This is a genomic window from Oleiagrimonas sp. MCCC 1A03011 (assembly GCF_003267965.1).
Classification (GTDB): domain Bacteria; phylum Pseudomonadota; class Gammaproteobacteria; order Xanthomonadales; family Rhodanobacteraceae; genus Oleiagrimonas; species Oleiagrimonas citrea.
The window spans coordinates 1-14,924 of record NZ_MSPY01000003.1; the positions used below are offsets into that span (position 1 = coordinate 1).

The following is a 14,924-nucleotide window of genomic DNA, read 5'->3' on the forward strand; positions in this document are numbered from 1 at the left end:
GCACCGATCTCCCCGGCAGCGGGGCGACGGGCGCTTATGGTTCTATTGACAGGCGGCGGCGAAATGGTGACACCATTGTTTGTACAACGCGCACAAACATTGGTGTCATGCCCACACGACAGGGTGAGAAACCCATGACTTCCGGCCGATAGACTATTCACAACTTCAACCTATACTGAAATTGTGTTTATAGAGAAATCCGCACCATGACCGACGCCAGCGCGCACGTGCAGAAGAAGTTCGAGAAGGAGCTGGCTTCCGGCACCGTCTCGCTGGTGCTGCTGGCCGTGCTGGCGCAGGCGGGGGAGCCGATGTACGGCTATCAGATCGCCAAGCGCCTGGAGGACAGCGGTGGCGTGCTGGGCGGCAAGCAGAGCACGCTGTATCCAGTGTTGCGGAATCTGGATGCCGCGGGGCTGCTGCAGAGCCGCATCGAGCCCTCGGTCAGCGGACCGCCGCGTCGTTACTACCGCATCACGGAGACCGGGCGAGCGGTGCTCGCCGCGTGGACCGCCACCTGGCGCGACACTCGCGATTCGGTCGATGCCGTTCTTGGAGGAACTTCCTGATGAATGCCCCTGTGCCACGCACCATCGCCGAATATCTGAAGCAGTTGCGCGCCGCACTGCGCGGCGCCGATCCCGCGATGATCCAGGACGCGCTGTACGACGCCGAGGAGCATCTGCGCGCCGAACTGGCCGAACGCGGCGACGGCGACGAAGTGGCGATGCTGGCCGAAGTGGTCGGCAGCTACGGCGCACCCGAAGAGGTGGCGGAGATCTACCGCGATCAGGAGGTCACTGTGCAGCGCGCCCTGCGCACGCCCCGGACGCCGCCGCGTCGCAGCCTGATCGGCCGCTTCTTCGGTGTCGCCGCCGATCCGCATACCTACGGCGCGCTGTTCTACATGGTGCTGGCGATGGCGACCGGCATCTTCTACTTCACCTGGGTCATGGCCGGCGCAGGCATGTCCATCGGCTTCTCCATCCTGATCATCGGCATTCCGTTCCTGGTGCTGTTCATCGGCACGGTGCGCGCGCTGTCGCTGGTGGAGGGACGCATCGTCGAGACCATGCTCGGCGTACGCATGCCGAGGCGTCCGGCCTATGCGGATCGCAGTCTGCCGTGGCTCAAGCGCATCGGCGCGATGTTCACCGATCCGCGGACTTGGTCCGCGTTGCTGTACATGCTGCTGATGCTGCCGCTGGGTGTGGCCTACTTCGTCATCGTGGTGACCGGCATCTGCCTGTCGGTGTCGCTGGCAGTGGCGCCGTGGATCGCCTTGTTCGTGCCGCATGCGGAGATCGGCAGCATCTACGTCGACGGTCATGCGTGGCCGCCGCACGCATGGCACGTGTGGATGGTCCCGGTGATCAGCGTGATCGGCATCCTGCTGCTGTTTACGGTGATGCACCTGGCGCGCGGCATCGGCCATCTGCATGGCCACCTGGCCAAGCATCTGCTGGTGCGCTGCCGCGAATCGGACGCCTGAGCGCGCGGATTGGCGCTTGCCGGTACACTGGCGCGTTTCCGAACCCACGGGACGCGCCATGACCGGCAAGCAGTACGACCGCGCCTATTTCGACAAGTGGTACCGCGATCCGCGACACGCAGGCGTGCCGCCCGCGGTGCTCAAGCGCAAGGTCGCGCTGGCGCTGGCGCAGGCGGAGTTCTATCTCGGTCGTCCCGTGCGCAACGTGCTCGATGTCGGCTGCGGCGAGGGTCCGTGGCGCGCCGTGCTGCGTCGCATGCGCCCCGGCATCGATTATCGCGGTCTCGACCCCAGTCCCTACGCGGTGCAGCGCTACGGGCGCAGCCGCCGCATAGGTCTGGCGAGTTTCGGTCAGTTGGCCGAGCTGCGCTTCGAGGAACCGTTCGACCTGATCGTCTGTGCCGATGTGCTGCATTACATGCCGGCGGCCGAAGTGCGTCGCGGCCTGTCCGGTTTCGCCGAGTTGCTGCGCGGCATGGCGTTCATCGAGGTGTACGCCAAGGGCGACGCCATCGAAGGTGACCAGGAGAACTTCGTCGCCCGCAGCGCGGCCTGGTATCGCCGCGCCTTTGCCGAGGCCGGACTGACGCCATGCGGTTCGCATGGCTATCTGGGGCCGGAGTTGGCCGGCACCGCCACGGCGCTGGAACGACTGTAGACGCCTACAGTTTGGACTGTGCCGGGTAGCGGATATTTTCGATGCCGGCGTAGTGATAGCGCCGCGCGTAGATCGGATGCAGCCGTTCGATCAGCGCATGTGCACGGTCGATGCGGTCCTGGTCCGGCGTGTAGACGAACAGGAAAGCGCCGCCGCGCTGTGCCAGTTTGCGGTCGTCCTGCAGGTAGCCGGTCTCGGTGCCGACGAGGTCGGCCAGTTGCGCGCGGAGGCGGTCGAACCAATTGGCGTCGTCCATGGATTCGAGTCGGTCCGCGACGAAGGGGCCGGAGGCCGTGGCGACGTCGTCTTCGGCGAAGCCGTCCTCGAGAAAACGCTGTCGCGCCCGCTCGGCGTGCGTGTCGACCTCGAATGCGGCCATGGTGTAGTGAAGCGGGTAGAACAGGCCGAACGACGAGTCGCTGTCCTTGAAGAAATCCCAGTGCTGTTTCATGGCGCGTACCCCACCAGTGGTTTCGCACCGTTCCAGTCTAGGCGCTCATGCTGAACCCACGCTGGCGTCGTCTCAGTGGTGGCCGGCGGCGATCAGCATGACCATGGCCAGCAGATTGTTGCCCGCGTGCACGGCCACGGCGCTGTAGACCGATCCGGTCTTCAGCCGGCGCCAGCAGCACACCAGGCCGACCAGACCCAGCGCCAGCAGCCCTTGTGGCTTCCAGCCGAGGTCGGGCAGGTGGATGGCGGCGAACAGGCTGGCGTCGATGCCCACCGCCAGCGCGACCGGCATGTGCCGCATCAGGGCCGGCAGCAGGATGCCGCGGAACAGGATTTCCTCCGCCAGCGGCACCACGCTGACCACGATCAGCCCCAGGCCGACCTTCATGGGCAGCGAGGTCTGCTGCATCAGTTGGCTGATGTCCTGGCCGACCGGGTGACCGCGCGACAGCAGGTAGGTCAGCATGCCACCGACGATGGCCGTGCCGAGTCCGAGCAGCACCTGCATGCTGAATTGCGCCGCCGGGATCGGCCGCACGGCGAGACCGCCGGCACCGGGTATGCGCCAGGAGCTGCGGTAGCCCTTGCGGAACACGAACACCGAGAGCAGACACGACAGCGGCAGAATGATCAGCAGCAGCATCGTGCGCACGTTCGGGTCGTGCAGGGCGATTTTCGGATCGTGCACGCCGGTCGTGGCGATCTGCACGATCATGAAGACCATGCCGACCACGAAGCCGACGCCGGCCTGGATCAGGAAGTAGAGCGCGATGGCGCCCAGCGCCATGCGCAGGCGGGGCGCTCGCGGTGCGGGTGGGGTCGGCGGTGACTCCACCGCGGGCAGTTCGATCGAGTGATCTTCCATGTCGGGTGCTCCGTGACGGGGTGTGTCGTGCCCGGAAACGGGGTCAGGACAGCACCCACATGGCGCGCAGCACCGCGATCAATCCCCAGGCCGCCAGCACGACCGTCACCAGCAATCCGATGGTGAAGGGCGCGTGGCGTCGCACGGCGTCACGAAGATAGGCCGCGGCATACCAGCTTCGCGCCACCCACCAGATCAGGCCGAGGATGCCGGCGATGCCCGGATTGCCGTAGTGAGCGGCCAGCCACAGCGAAGGCAGGAACATCACGCTGGCCTCCAGCGTGTTCATCTGCACGCGCCAGGCCCGCTCGAAGTCGGGATGGCCGCTGATGGCCGGCGCCTTGACCCCGTGCTTGCCGCGCGCCTGACCGACCTTGAATGCAGTGAACAGCAGCAGGAATACGGTGAGCGCGGTGACCAGTTCGGGAAGCAGCGTGAGCATGGCAGTCCTTGTTCGATGACGTGAGCAGGATGACCCCGCATCCTACACGGTGAATGGGAGCTCAGGGACTCGGCTCGCCGAGTTGTTCGGTTTTCTCGGGCACCGGTTCGCGCAGGTGTTCCTCGACGCGTTCGGTGGGCAGACGCATCGACGTCGCGATCCCCATGATGAGCAGCGAGAACACCGCCACCACCAGGATGGCCCAGCCGAAGCCGATGAGTCCGAGATTGCCCGCATGCTTGTTCAGCGCCGGGTATTCCCCGAGCCAGCTGATCAGTGCCAGTCCGGCCAGCCACACCGGCACCCAGGCGCCGGACGCCAGTTCCAGGCGCGGCGTGTTGCCGCGACTGCGCCATTCGTGCAGCAGCAGCACGACGTAGCCGATCAGCACCGCGATCATCAATTTCCACACGATGTCCCAGCCCGACCAGTAGACGATCAGGTTGGACGACAGGAAGCCGAGAAAGGCCAGGATGTGCACGGCGGGGAGGCGGAACGGCCGTCGCTGTGCCGGCAGCTGGCGACGCATGGCGACCAGTGCCAACGGGCCGGAGCCGAACGACAGCACCGTGGCCGAGGTGACGAAGCCGACCAGTTTCTGCCAGCCGGGGAAGGGCAGCAGGAAGATCATGCCGGCGACGAAGGTGACGATCACGCTCACCCACGGCACACCGCGCTGGCTGACCTTGGCCAGTGCCGCCGGCGCGTTGCCGTTGCGGCCCATGGCGTAGGAGATGCGCGCGGTCACGGTGGTGTAGATCAGTCCGGTGTCGGCGGGGGAGATGAAGGCGTCGATGTACAGCAGCACGGCCAGCCAGGTCAGGCCCATGACCGTGGCCATCGCCGCCAGCGGACCGTAGGTCGCGGCGATGTGGTCCAGGCCGCCGCTGAAGCTGGTACCGATGTGCGCCCAGCCGTTGGCCAGCGCGCCCGGCGGCAGCGCGCCGATGAAGGCGATCTGCAGCGCGACGTAGATGACGCCGGTGATCAGCACCGAGCCGATGATGGCGATGGGCACATTGCGCTGCGGATTGTGCGTTTCGCCAGCCAGTTCCACGCCCTGGCGGAAGCCGAGGTACGAGAACACGATGCCGGCGGTGGCGATGGAGGCGAACACGCCGCTCCAGCCGAACGGCATGAAGCCGCCGGCGTCGCTGTGGTCCTGCGCGCCGCCGGCGAAGTTGGCGCCGTCGAACGAGGTCATTAGGAAGGCGACGATCACCACTACGATGATGACGAGCTTCCACCACACCATGGCGTTGTTGAGACGCGCGAACCAGCGGATGCCGACCACGTTGATCAGACTGAACAGCGCCAGCATCGCGACCGCGACTGCGAAGCCCGCGCCGGTCAGCACCGGCACGCCGTCCTGCAGGTGCTGCAGCCAGGGCAGGTAGTTGGTCGAGTACTGCAGCGCGGCCAGGACTTCGATGGACGTGGTCGAGGCGACCGCCAGCCAGGTGATCCAGCCCAGCGTATAGCTGGCGAAGGAGCCGAAGGCGAAGTGCGGAAAGCGCACCACGCCGCCGGAGACCGGAAACATCGTGCCCAGTTCGGCGTAGCACAGGCCGATCAGGATGATCATCACGCCGCCGATGCCCCAGGCCAGGATCGAGGCTGGGCCGGCGATCTGCGCTGCGCTCAGCGCACCGAACAGCCAGCCGGAACCGATGATCGAACCCACGGCGGTGAACAGCAGGCCGATGATACCGATGTCGCGCCGCAGGCGGTGGTCGTCGGTCGCGTTGGGGTCCACCGTGGTGGTCGCGTCGTTCATGCGTCTCCTCCCGTCGAGATCAGGCAAGGAGTGTCCGCGGCCTTCGCAGCCGTGTCGTGCGCGACCGTCGGGCGCGGGACACAACAGCCTCCGACTATGGACCGGATGTCCGGCGCGTACAAGCGAAGCCCGCACGCTGGCATGCCACAGGCAATCGAGCTACGGTGCGCAGACAATCCGGCGTAGTGGGGTGGCGGCATGCTCTGGCGCAAGGGTCGACGCAGCGACAACGTGGTGCGCTCCACTGGGGGCGGACGCGGGCTTCGAGGGCGGCCGATGAGCATCGGCGGACTGATCGTCATGCTGATTCTGGGCTGGATCTTCTTCAAGGATCCGACCGCCCTGCTCGGCGATGGCGGCACGTCGCAGAGCGGCGCCGATGCGCCGCAGACGAGCGCGCCGGCCGACGACACGCAGACCGAATTCGTGCAGCGCGTGCTGGGCAGCACCGAGGATGTCTGGAGCGGCGTCTTCCAGGGCCTGGGCGGGCGTTATCAACCGCCGCGTCTGGTGCTGTTCCGTGGCAGCGTGCGGACGGCGTGCGGTGCCGCATCGTCCGCGGTCGGGCCGTTCTACTGTCCCGGGGATCGTCAGGTGTACCTGGACGTGGGCTTCTTCGATCAGATGGGTTCGCAACTCAACGCTTCCACCGCGGACTTCGCCCGCGCCTACGTCATCGCGCACGAGGTCGGGCATCACGTGCAGAACCTGCTCGGCGTCATGCGCAAGGTAGACCAGGCGCGGGCGCGCGGTGCGGCGATGCAGGGCGCGGAAGGGTTGTCGGTGCGGCAGGAGTTGCAGGCCGATTGCTTCGCTGGCGTCTGGGCGAATCGTGCACAGCGGCAGCTGCAGTGGCTGCAGCCGGGCGACATTGAAGCCGCGCTGGACGCGGCCAGCCATATCGGCGACGACACGTTGCAGCGGCGCGCGCGCGGACGCGTGGTGCCCGACTCCTTCACTCATGGAACCTCCGCGCAGCGCGTGCGCTGGTTCCGGACCGGCTTTGCTGCGGGCGACATCGCGCGCTGCAACACCTTCGCCGCAACGATGCTGTAGACGGAATCAGTTCACGCCATCGCTGGATGACGGGCGCGGACCGACGAAGCCGCCGCTGCGTCGCGAACCTTCCGCGCTGTCTCCGGTGGTCAGACCGTCCCAGGCCTGCAGCACCTCGCCGCTGCTTGCGTCGACGGTTCCCGTGGGGCGCTGCGGATGATCGTCCGTGGTGACGAAGAAAGACACCTCGTACACCAGTCTGGGCGTTTCGCCGCGCGGATCGATGATCAGCTGCTGCCGAACGTTCTGCAGCTCCGCACCGGCGTCGAGGTCCTGGTGCCGACGCAGCGATTCGATGGCCTGCTGCGGAGTGATCTTCGCCTCGGGATTCGCGAGGCGTTCGGACAGGTGTCGCTCCAGGTCCCCGCGCACGCTGACGATGCGGCCCTCGGCGTCGCGTTCGACCACTACGCCGCGGTCGCGCACGGGAATGCCGTAGTAGGTCTGTTGCATGCGCTGCATCGTGGTGCCCTGCGCGGATGCGAGCGGTGCGCTCTGGGCGACCAGACCGCCATCCGCGCCGAGTCCGAGATGCTGGGCCAGTTGGTGATCGTCGAGCGGGCCCAGCGCCGTCAGCGCGACGTGTTCGGACGGCGCCGCGCAGCCGGGCGTGACCATGGCGGTGCCGAGCAGGACGGACCAGATGGCGGAGCGGGACATGCGTGTCATGCGTGGATCCTCCATGGCGTGCGGCAATCATGCGTGCATGATCGGGACGTGTCCCATGGTGGGCGCGCGGTCGTCGCGGCGCAAGCGTGATGTGCCGCAGGATCGTGAATCAGTCGAGCACGCGGCGCGCGAAGGCGAAGTGGCGGCTCCAGTACGGGTTGTCCAGGTTGTCCAGACGCACCGTGCCGCCGCTGTTCGGCGCGTGCACGAAGCGACCCTTGCCGACATAGATCGCCACATGGCTGATGCGATGCATGCTGGTGCGGAAAAACAGCAGGTCGCCCGTGGCCAGTCGGTTCGTGCGCTTGATCTTGGGCGCAGACATCCGCGACATCTCGCGCGAGGTGCGCGGCAGTTTCAGTCCGGCCGATGTGCGGAACACGTAATCGACCAGCCCGCTGCAGTCGAATCCGCTGTCCGGCGTGTTGCCGCCCCAACGGTAGGGTGTGCCGACCAGACCGATGGCATGGAACAGCACGTCCTCGGCCTGCCGTTCGGGTGGTTGCTCCGGAATGCCGGTCGCGACCGGCGCAGTTGCGTGGACGGCAGGCGTGCGATGCGGCGCGCTGGCGCAGGCGGCGAGCAGCATCAGCGCACCGACGCCCGCTGCGCGCGCGACGTACATGGAAAGGCGGTTGCGCGGCGATGCGGGCACGATCAGGACCGGGGCGGAACGTGTGGGCATGAAAAACCCCCGAAGCGGTGTGCTTCGAGGGTATCAAATCAAGGGCTTGCGTCAAAGACTTAAAGTCTTGCGCAAGAGTGGGGCCGTTTCAGCTCGCCATCTTGCCAACCAGCGTCAGTTTGGGACGCTCCGGGGCACTCGTGCGCGCGGCGGATTCCTTGGCGGCCTGGCAGTCGCGGATGATTTCGGTCTCGAACACGGCGGCGCGATGGCGCGCGGCGTCGCCGATCTCGCGCGGCATGCGCGCCTGGTCCAGCAACTGGCACAGGATCTCGCGCTGGCTAGCGTCGAAACGGGGGTCCTGGTTGGCTTCGTCGAGCACCGTGGCCAGAACGCCCAGCCAGCCGCTGTCGGGAGCGCGCAGAGCAAGCAGGATTTCCGGGGTGGACATGTGCATGGCGAAAACTCCGAGGGGAACGCGTGGAGTCATGCAGGAACAATGCCAAGTGGTGGCGCAATATCGGCAAAAAGCCGGCATGCACGGTGATGATGGCCGGGTATCATGCCGGACATGGAGGCGACACCGACCGAACAGGGGCAAGCCGGCACGCAGGCGTCTTCGACGCCGATGTTCGAGCTGGATCGGGTCCAGAAGAGCTATCCCGGCGTCGTGGCGCTGGAGGATCTGTCGCTGCGTTTCGCTCGCGGTCGGGTCTGTGCCTTGATCGGCAGCAGCGGTAGCGGCAAGTCCACCGTACTGCGTCTTCTGACCGGTTTGGTGCGACCCGATCGTGGCGAGGTGAGGGTCGATGGCAAGCCCCTGACTTCGGCGTCGTTGCAGTCGGCTCGACTGCGTCTGGGCTACGTCATTCAGGAAGGCGGCCTGTTCCCGCATCTCACCGCGCAAGGCAATCTGGCGCTGCAGCCGCGTTACCTGGGCTGGACGCAGACGCGCATCGCGGGGCGGTGCGCCGAGCTGGCGGAGTTGGTGCGTCTGCCAGTGTCCGCGATGCAGCGCTATCCCGCTGAGCTTTCCGGCGGACAGCGCCAGCGCGTGGCGTTGATGCGTGCGTTGATGACAGACCCGCCGGCGCTGCTTCTGGACGAACCGCTGGGTGCGCTCGACCCCATCGTGCGGCACGAGCTGCAGTCGCAGTTGCGGACGATTTTCGAGACGCTCGACAAGACCGTGATTCTGGTCACGCATGATGTGGCCGAGGCGGCGTGGCTGGCCTCGCGTCTGGTGCTGATGCATGACGGACGCATCGTGCAGGACGGAACGTTGGCCGACCTGCAGCGCGATCCGGCGAGCGCGTACGTGCGGCGCTTTCTCGACAGTGCCCGGCGTCTTCCCGAGGCTTCGGCATGATGCGCCGGTTCATCGCGGCGATGGGGCTGGCGCTGCTGGCCGTCGGTCTGGCACGGGCGGCGAATCCACAGCCGGTTCGCATCGGCTCCAAGGCATTCACCGAATCAGTGGTGCTGGGCGAGGTGGCGCGTCTGTCGCTGCGCGAGCACGGTCTATCGGCACGGCATCGCCGCGGCCTGGGCGGTACGCGCATCCTCTGGCGTGCGCTGCGCGAAGGCGACATCGACGCCTATCCCGAATACACCGGCACGCTGGTGCAGGAGTTGCTGCCGGGGATGCCCGCCAACGCCGGCATCCCTGCGCTGCGCAAGCGTCTGCGCGGACTGGGCATCGGCATCACCGATTCGCTGGGGTTCCAGGATCGCTACGCGCTCGGCATGTCGTCCGCTCGGGCTTCCGCGCTGGGCATCGCCACGATTTCCGATCTGCGCGCGCATCCGCGGCTGCAGTTCGGATTCTCCAACGAATTCATGGATCGCGACGACGGCTGGAAAGGGTTGCGTCGTGCCTACGGTCTGCCGCAGACGCAGGTGCGCGGCATGGACCATGATCTTGCCTATCGTGCATTGACCCGCGGCGCGATCGATCTCACGGACGTCTATACGACGGACGCCGAGATTCCTTATTACCACCTGCGCGTGCTACGCGATGATCGTCACTACTTTCCGCCCTATCAGGCGGTGTTTCTGTACCGCCTCGATCTGGCCCGGCGAGCGCCCGGTGCGATCGAGGTGCTGCGGCAACTGGCAGGCTGCATTGACGTGCAGGCGATGCAGCGCATGAATGCCGCCGTGAAACTGCATGGGCGCAGCGAGACGCAGACGGCTGCCGCGTTTCTCGATCTCGAAGCACCGGTGGTTTCGCAGGGTGTCGCGGCGCGGATCTTCCAGCGGACCCGCGAGCATCTGGTTCTGGTCGGCATCTCGCTGGGACTGGCCCTGCTTCTGGCGGTGCCGCTGGGTGTGCTGGCCGCGCGCTGGCGCCGGCTGGGACACGCGGTGATGGCCTTGACTGGCGTGCTGCAGACAGTTCCATCGCTGGCCATGTTCGTCTTCATGATCCCGCTGTTCGGCATCGGTGCCGGGCCGGCGATCGCGGCGCTGTTCCTGTACAGCCTGCTGCCGATCGTCCGCAATACGCATGCCGGCCTGGTCGGTATCGAACCGTCGCTGCTGGAATCGGCAGCGGTGATGGGGTTGCCCGCGCGGGTGCGTCTGCTGCGGATCGAGCTGCCGCTGGCGCTGCGTTCGATCCTGGCCGGCGTCAAGATCGCCGCGGTCATCAATGTCGGCACCGCGACGCTGGGTGCGCTGATCGGCGCGGGCGGCTACGGGCAGCCGATCCTCACTGGCATCCGTCTCGACGATCTTGGTCTGATTCTGCAGGGCGCGGTGCCGGCGGCGGTGCTGGCCTTGCTGGTGCAGGGACTGTTCGAAGGCCTGGAACGCGGGCTGACGCCGCGCGGTCTTCGCCGGGTCGTGCCGGGCTAGCCATTCGGCCAGCGCGTACCGGTCGTCAAGCATGGTTAGAATGAAGCCATGGCAGCGCAGCGTAGTGATGTCCTGGTCCTCGGGGGTGGCGTGATCGGCCTGGCCTGTGCGCTGCGCCTGTTGCAGGCCGGTGCGACAGTGCGCATCGTCGAGCAGGGCACGGTCGGCGGCGGTGCTTCGCACGGCAACTGCGGCACGCTCACGCCCAGCCATGCAATCCCGCTTCTAACCCCAGGGGCTTTGCGCCGCGCTTTCGCGCAGATGGCGCAGCGTGATGCGCCGTTGCATATCCATCCGCGTCCGGAACTGGCGCGCTTCCTGTGGCTGGCGCGTCTGGCGCGGCAGGGGCGCCGTGCACGCGCAGAGGAGGCGGCCGCGGCTCGCGCCACGTTGCTGCGCAGCTCGATGGAGCTGACGCAGTCGTGGATCGATGAGATGTCGCTGGCCTGCGAATTCAGCGCACGCGGGACGCTGTACGTCTATCGCGATGCGCAGGCGTTTCGCGCAGCAAGCGGTCACGCGCAATGGCTGGAGCGTCTCGGTATCGAGGCGAGAGCCTGCGACGACGACGAACTCCAGGCCATGGAGCCTGCTCTGAAGCCCGGCATGGCCGGTGCGTACTTCCATCCCGACGATGCACATCTGCGCCCGGAGGCGTTCGTTGCCGAACTGGCGCGGCGGGTGCGCGAGCTGGGCGGCGTGATTGAGGAAAGCGCACGCATCGAGCGCGTGCACGCGAACGGTCGCCAGGTCGAGGCCGTTCGCACGCATCGAGGGGTATATGCCGGTGAGCGCATGGTCATGGCGCTCGGCGCATGGTCGCCGCAGGTCGGCCGCATGTTCGGCATGCGCCTGCCGATGCAGCCGGGGAAGGGCTATTCGCTGACCTGGAGTCGCCCGTCGCGCGCGCCCTCGCGGCCGTTGATGCTGAGCGAGAAGGGGGTGTGCGCAGTTGCATGGTCGTCCGGATTCCGGCTTGGCGGAACCATGGAATTCAGTGGCTACGATACCCAGCTGAACGAGTCGCGGATCAAGGCGATCCGCCGCGCGGCCGACGCGTATCTGCACGAGACCTCCGGTCCGGTGCTGCAGGAAATGTGGTGGGGGTGGCGGCCGATGAGTGTCGATCAGCTGCCGATCATCGGCGAGAGCCGGCGCTGGTCGAATCTGATCTTCGCCACTGCGCACGGCATGCTCGGCATGAGCATGGCGGCGGGGACGGCGGAGATCGTCACGGCGCTGTGCCGCGGCGTCGCGCCGGACATCGACATCCGCGCCTTCCGACCGGCGCGGTTCCGGCTTTGAGCGGGGGCGACGCAGGAACGAGCATGCGCACCTTCGACTACATCGTGCTCGGCGCCGGTTCGGGCGGACTGGCATCCGCCTTTCGCGCCGCTCGACACGGCGCGCGGGTCGCGCTGCTGGAGCCGGGCTCGCTCGGCGGCACATGCGTGAACCTCGGCTGCGTGCCGAAGAAAGCCATGTGGTACGCCGCTCAGGCGGCCGAGGATGTGCAGCGTGCTCGCGAGTTCGGTTTCGACATCGCGCCCGGCGCACTCGACTGGGGTCACTTCGTCGCGCGTCGACAGGCTTACATCGAACGGATCCACGCCGTGTACCGGGATCGTATCCGCGAGGCCGGCATCGAACTCATCGCGACCCGGGGGCATCTGCGTGCCGCGGACCGGGTGGATGCGCAGGGCGAAACGCTGTGCGCGCCCCATGTGCTGATCGCCACCGGTGGTCGGCCGCGCCGGCTGGCCACGCCGGGTTTCGCATCGGGCATGGTGTCCGACGATTTCTTCGCGCTGCGTGAATGCCCGCACAGCGTGGCGGTGATTGGCGGGGGATACGTCGGTTGTGAACTGGCCGGTGTGCTGCATGCGCTGGGAGCCCACGTGGATCTGTATGCGCGATCGGTTCTGCTCAGCCATTTCGATCACGAATTGAGCGATGCCCTGGCCGACTCCATGCGCGCGCAGGGTATCGGGGTGCATCTGCATGCAGGTATCCCCGATGTGCGTCGCGAAGGTGGCGCGTTGCATCTCGACCAGATCGAATCGGGTGAGGCGGCGCCGTACGAACAGGTGCTGTGGGCGCTGGGCCGCGTCCCCAACAGTGACGACATCGGCCTGGGTACCGTGCCGCTGGCGCTGGACGCGGAAGGACACATCCGCACCGACGAGCAGCAGAACACGAGTGTCCCGGGAGTGTATGCGGTCGGCGATGTCACCGGCCGCATGGCGTTGACGCCGGTTGCTGTCGCCGCGGGTCGTCGGCTTTCGGATCGCCTGTTCGGCGCGGACCCGGAGGCGCATCTCGATTACCGCAACATTCCCAGCGTGGTGTTCGCGCATCCCCCGCTGGGGGCAGTCGGCGACACCGAGCAGCAGGCTCGGTCACGGTACGGCGATGCGGTGCGCGTGTATCGGTCGCGTTTCACGCCGATGGTGTCCGCGTTGTCCGATCACCCGCAGCGAAGCCTGATGAAGCTGGTGTGCGTCGGCGAAGAGGAACGCGTGGTCGGCGTGCATCTTTTCGGCCCCGGTAGCGACGAGATGCTGCAAGGGTTCGCGGTGGCCGTGAAGATGGGCGCGCGGAAAGCCGACCTGGACGCCACGGTGGCGATTCATCCGACGTCGGCCGAAGAGCTGGTTCTGCTCGGTTGAGTCTCACGCCCGCGCGTCGCGACCGGACGCGCTTGGAGAAAACGAAAGGTCATCGTTCATCGGTCTTGCGCCGAGAGTCGCCCGGCAGCGACTCGATTCACGCGACCTTTCCGGACGGAAGGAATTCCTTGCTGATGAGACCGAGCCGTGCGGAGCGTTTGATCGCCGAGTCCGGCTTCTGCGTCTTCTGCGTGGTGTTGTCGAGGGATTCGGCGCAGCCGTAGCAGCTGGCCGGCTGATTCTGTTCGCAGTACGCAGATGTGTTGCCGGCAGTCATGCAGGCGTCGTAGGTGCCCGGGCATGTCGAGCAGGAGCGTGCCGCGGCGGCATGTCTCGCGATCATCGACAGCGAACCGATCAGCACGATGGCGGCGAGAGCTAGAAATACATTCCGTTTCATGACTTCTTCTCCAAGCTGGCCGCTCCTTTACTGGAGCGCGTTCAGGGAATCACGCGATGCGGTTCGTGCATGGGTGGTACGGATTACATTTCGAGCGTGGATGTCCCGTTTTCGGCATGTACGCGTTCGGCGACTTCACCCGACGCGCGGCGTGGACGCCGGTCGCCGACAGACGGCGATCCGGAACGTGTTCCGACTACCGTACCATTTCGTGCGAGGTGTTGGCGCGTCCTCCGTTCGACTGCGCGGAACGGCCGGCGCGAGGGTGCGGCTATGCGACGCGTGCACTGATCATGCTCCACGGCGAAAGTGTTTGCATGATCGCCTCTCCACTGCACGGCGCTGGAGAAGCGAGTGCAACCAGAAACGCGTGGTTGACATGCAGCCGGTCGCTTTCAGCGGCCACGAGATAGAGCGGCGCTTCGTGGCGACGAAGAAGGTCGTGCACAAGGCGGAGTCGGGCGTCTCGATGGCGGCTCATCCGATTTCAGCGGAAGAATGGGATCTGCTTGATGGAGCCGTGCGCGCCTATTCAAAGCACACGCTCGGTGTTCGCAAAGAAAACGCAAGGCAGCCGTTAGACTGCCTTGAGCGAAGGTCTTCAGGCGGTAGCTCGGATCAGATCATCTTCCCAACTTGCAGGAATTCCTTGCCGACGAGTCCGAGCAGCGCGGACTTACGTGATGCTTCGTCTGGCTTTTGCATCTTCTGCGTAGTGTTGTTGAAGAACACGCCGCAGCCGTAACAGCCGGCCGGTTGTGTCTGTTCGCAGTAGGTCGGCGTGTTGCCGGCGGCGATGCAGGAATCGTAGATATCCTGGCACGTCGAGCAGGGCAGGGCCGCGACGGCCTGCTTGGCAGCCATCGACAGCGATCCGATCAGTACGATGGTGGCGAGAGAAAGAAATACATTCCGTTTCATGACGTCTTCTCCTTGGTTGCCGCTCCTTCACTGGAGCA

17 protein-coding genes are annotated in these 14,924 nt (G+C 66.3%); 8 read left to right on the forward strand and 9 right to left on the reverse strand.

Translation table 11 applies throughout. The features are described from left to right. The first annotated feature begins 206 nt into the window (after positions 1-206). From BTJ49_RS06475 to BTJ49_RS06485, 3 genes are read left to right on the forward strand one after another with little or no spacing between them, the layout of a single operon-like run. The gene (locus BTJ49_RS06475; protein WP_113064600.1) at positions 207-569 is read left to right on the forward strand and encodes a PadR family transcriptional regulator; all 363 of its coding nucleotides are present in this window, start codon (positions 207-209) and stop codon (positions 567-569) included. Next, positions 569-1,492 (forward strand): sensor domain-containing protein, encoded by a 924-nt coding sequence (locus BTJ49_RS06480; RefSeq protein ID WP_113064601.1) that lies wholly within the window; start codon positions 569-571, stop codon positions 1,490-1,492. The genes BTJ49_RS06475 and BTJ49_RS06480 overlap by 1 nt, the downstream gene beginning before the upstream one ends. 58 nt (positions 1,493-1,550) lie before the next feature. Continuing rightward, positions 1,551-2,150, forward strand: coding sequence for a class I SAM-dependent methyltransferase (locus BTJ49_RS06485; RefSeq protein WP_113064602.1), 600 nt, complete (start codon positions 1,551-1,553; stop codon positions 2,148-2,150). A gap of 4 nt (positions 2,151-2,154) precedes the next feature. On the opposite strand, the gene BTJ49_RS06490 is transcribed toward BTJ49_RS06485, so the two are convergent. From BTJ49_RS06490 to BTJ49_RS06505, 4 genes are all read right to left on the reverse strand, one after another. Then, positions 2,155-2,601 carry a hypothetical protein gene (locus BTJ49_RS06490; protein WP_113064603.1) on the reverse strand — a complete coding sequence of 149 codons (447 nt, stop codon included), beginning with the start codon at positions 2,599-2,601 and terminating at the stop codon, positions 2,155-2,157. Positions 2,602-2,673: 72 nt separating this feature from the next. Beyond that, complete coding sequence (locus tag BTJ49_RS06495; protein ID WP_113064604.1) at positions 2,674-3,468, reverse strand: CPBP family intramembrane glutamic endopeptidase; 795 nt, start codon at positions 3,466-3,468, stop codon at positions 2,674-2,676. Positions 3,469-3,511: 43 nt separating this feature from the next. Beyond that, positions 3,512-3,910 (reverse strand): MAPEG family protein, encoded by a 399-nt coding sequence (locus BTJ49_RS06500; RefSeq protein ID WP_113064605.1) that lies wholly within the window; start codon positions 3,908-3,910, stop codon positions 3,512-3,514. A 61-nt stretch (positions 3,911-3,971) separates the two neighbouring features. Next, positions 3,972-5,687, reverse strand: a complete 1,716-nt coding sequence (locus tag BTJ49_RS06505; RefSeq protein ID WP_113064606.1) for an APC family permease — start codon at positions 5,685-5,687, stop codon at positions 3,972-3,974. Positions 5,688-5,885: 198 nt separating this feature from the next. On the opposite strand from BTJ49_RS06505, the gene BTJ49_RS06510 reads away from it, so the two are divergent. Next, a complete protein-coding gene (locus BTJ49_RS06510; RefSeq protein ID WP_113064607.1) occupies positions 5,886-6,743 on the forward strand; it encodes a neutral zinc metallopeptidase in 858 nt (285 codons plus the stop codon). Between the two features lie 6 nt (positions 6,744-6,749). Here BTJ49_RS06510 and BTJ49_RS06515 read toward each other — a convergent pair whose 3' ends face one another. From BTJ49_RS06515 to BTJ49_RS06525, 3 genes are all read right to left on the reverse strand, one after another. Then, positions 6,750-7,412 carry a PepSY domain-containing protein gene (locus tag BTJ49_RS06515; protein ID WP_168184689.1) on the reverse strand — a complete coding sequence of 221 codons (663 nt, stop codon included), beginning with the start codon at positions 7,410-7,412 and terminating at the stop codon, positions 6,750-6,752. Positions 7,413-7,521: 109 nt separating this feature from the next. After that, positions 7,522-8,097, reverse strand: coding sequence for a C40 family peptidase (locus tag BTJ49_RS06520; RefSeq protein ID WP_240601758.1), 576 nt, complete (start codon positions 8,095-8,097; stop codon positions 7,522-7,524). A gap of 88 nt (positions 8,098-8,185) precedes the next feature. Continuing rightward, entirely contained in the window at positions 8,186-8,494 is a 309-nt protein-coding gene (locus tag BTJ49_RS06525) for a hypothetical protein (RefSeq protein ID WP_113064609.1), read from the reverse strand. A gap of 171 nt (positions 8,495-8,665) precedes the next feature. Here BTJ49_RS06525 and BTJ49_RS06530 point away from each other — a divergent pair, with 171 nt between their 5' ends. Genes BTJ49_RS06530 through gorA form a run of 4 tightly spaced genes read left to right on the forward strand, consistent with a single transcriptional unit; the run spans position 8,666 to position 13,565 of the window. Further along, positions 8,666-9,406, forward strand: a complete 741-nt coding sequence (locus tag BTJ49_RS06530) for an ATP-binding cassette domain-containing protein (RefSeq protein WP_113065068.1) — start codon at positions 8,666-8,668, stop codon at positions 9,404-9,406. Next, positions 9,403-10,896, forward strand: coding sequence for a glycine betaine ABC transporter substrate-binding protein (locus BTJ49_RS06535; protein WP_113064610.1), 1,494 nt, complete (start codon positions 9,403-9,405; stop codon positions 10,894-10,896). The genes BTJ49_RS06530 and BTJ49_RS06535 overlap by 4 nt, the downstream gene beginning before the upstream one ends. 48 nt (positions 10,897-10,944) lie before the next feature. Further along, the gene (locus BTJ49_RS06540; protein WP_113064611.1) at positions 10,945-12,201 is read left to right on the forward strand and encodes an FAD-dependent oxidoreductase; all 1,257 of its coding nucleotides are present in this window, start codon (positions 10,945-10,947) and stop codon (positions 12,199-12,201) included. 23 nt (positions 12,202-12,224) lie between these two features. Continuing rightward, positions 12,225-13,565 carry a glutathione-disulfide reductase gene (gene gorA, locus BTJ49_RS06545; protein WP_113064612.1) on the forward strand — a complete coding sequence of 447 codons (1,341 nt, stop codon included), beginning with the start codon at positions 12,225-12,227 and terminating at the stop codon, positions 13,563-13,565. Positions 13,566-13,662: 97 nt separating this feature from the next. On the opposite strand, the gene BTJ49_RS06550 is transcribed toward gorA, so the two are convergent. Together BTJ49_RS06550 and BTJ49_RS06555 are read right to left on the reverse strand one after the other, a co-directional pair. Then, positions 13,663-13,965 carry a hypothetical protein gene (locus tag BTJ49_RS06550; protein ID WP_146742291.1) on the reverse strand — a complete coding sequence of 101 codons (303 nt, stop codon included), beginning with the start codon at positions 13,963-13,965 and terminating at the stop codon, positions 13,663-13,665. 618 nt (positions 13,966-14,583) lie between these two features. Beyond that, positions 14,584-14,886 (reverse strand): hypothetical protein, encoded by a 303-nt coding sequence (locus BTJ49_RS06555; RefSeq protein ID WP_113064614.1) that lies wholly within the window; start codon positions 14,884-14,886, stop codon positions 14,584-14,586. Positions 14,887-14,924: the final 38 nt, after the last annotated feature.

Bases quoted from the DNA above. Each gene is read 5' to 3' on its own strand.
- BTJ49_RS06480 (WP_113064601.1), top strand. From the start codon at position 569: ATGAATGCCCCTGTGCCACGCACCATCGCCGAATATCTGAAGCAGTTG.
- BTJ49_RS06490 (WP_113064603.1), bottom strand. From the start codon at position 2,601: ATGAAACAGCACTGGGATTTCTTCAAGGACAGCGACTCGTCGTTCGGC.
- BTJ49_RS06510 (WP_113064607.1), top strand. From the start codon at position 5,886: ATGCTCTGGCGCAAGGGTCGACGCAGCGACAACGTGGTGCGCTCCACT.
- BTJ49_RS06530 (WP_113065068.1), top strand. From the start codon at position 8,666: ATGTTCGAGCTGGATCGGGTCCAGAAGAGCTATCCCGGCGTCGTGGCG.
- BTJ49_RS06555 (WP_113064614.1), bottom strand. From the start codon at position 14,886: ATGAAACGGAATGTATTTCTTTCTCTCGCCACCATCGTACTGATCGGA.
- BTJ49_RS06540 (WP_113064611.1), top strand. From the start codon at position 10,945: ATGGCAGCGCAGCGTAGTGATGTCCTGGTCCTCGGGGGTGGCGTGATC.
- BTJ49_RS06500 (WP_113064605.1), bottom strand. From the start codon at position 3,910: ATGCTCACGCTGCTTCCCGAACTGGTCACCGCGCTCACCGTATTCCTG.
- BTJ49_RS06475 (WP_113064600.1), top strand. From the start codon at position 207: ATGACCGACGCCAGCGCGCACGTGCAGAAGAAGTTCGAGAAGGAGCTG.
- BTJ49_RS06485 (WP_113064602.1), top strand. From the start codon at position 1,551: ATGACCGGCAAGCAGTACGACCGCGCCTATTTCGACAAGTGGTACCGC.
- BTJ49_RS06525 (WP_113064609.1), bottom strand. From the start codon at position 8,494: ATGCACATGTCCACCCCGGAAATCCTGCTTGCTCTGCGCGCTCCCGAC.
- BTJ49_RS06495 (WP_113064604.1), bottom strand. From the start codon at position 3,468: ATGGAAGATCACTCGATCGAACTGCCCGCGGTGGAGTCACCGCCGACC.
- BTJ49_RS06535 (WP_113064610.1), top strand. From the start codon at position 9,403: ATGATGCGCCGGTTCATCGCGGCGATGGGGCTGGCGCTGCTGGCCGTC.
- BTJ49_RS06505 (WP_113064606.1), bottom strand. From the start codon at position 5,687: ATGAACGACGCGACCACCACGGTGGACCCCAACGCGACCGACGACCAC.
- gorA (WP_113064612.1), top strand. From the start codon at position 12,225: ATGCGCACCTTCGACTACATCGTGCTCGGCGCCGGTTCGGGCGGACTG.
- BTJ49_RS06520 (WP_240601758.1), bottom strand. From the start codon at position 8,097: ATGCCCACACGTTCCGCCCCGGTCCTGATCGTGCCCGCATCGCCGCGC.
- BTJ49_RS06515 (WP_168184689.1), bottom strand. From the start codon at position 7,412: ATGACACGCATGTCCCGCTCCGCCATCTGGTCCGTCCTGCTCGGCACC.
- BTJ49_RS06550 (WP_146742291.1), bottom strand. From the start codon at position 13,965: ATGAAACGGAATGTATTTCTAGCTCTCGCCGCCATCGTGCTGATCGGT.